The sequence below is a fragment of the Corynebacterium sp. MSK218 genome, from assembly GCF_030232655.1.
Taxonomy (GTDB): Bacteria; Actinomycetota; Actinomycetes; order Mycobacteriales; family Mycobacteriaceae; genus Corynebacterium.
Map to the genome: position 1 here is coordinate 1 of NZ_JASPGN010000051.1, position 218 is coordinate 218.

Genomic DNA, 218 nt, shown 5'->3' on the forward strand with positions numbered 1-218 from the left:
AGGTCAGGAAGAGTTGACTTACGCTTGGATTGAATCGTTGTCACCGGGACAAAGGCACGCGGTGAAATCCCTTCAATGCCCATTATGCGCATCCGCTTCGCCACGGTCTTGCGATTCAAGGTGATCTGGTAGCGCTCGGTTAGTTCTGCGGTGATCCGCGGAGCACCATAAACCTCATCAGAGTCTTTCCAAATCTGATGAATCTTTCGGTCAACATC

1 protein-coding gene is annotated in these 218 nt (G+C 50.9%); it reads right to left on the reverse strand.

The genetic code is table 11. From position 1 onward, the window contains the following. Positions 1 to 218: helix-turn-helix domain-containing protein (locus QP922_RS12890; protein ID WP_284809920.1), on the reverse strand; the 218-nt coding region annotated here is incomplete at both ends.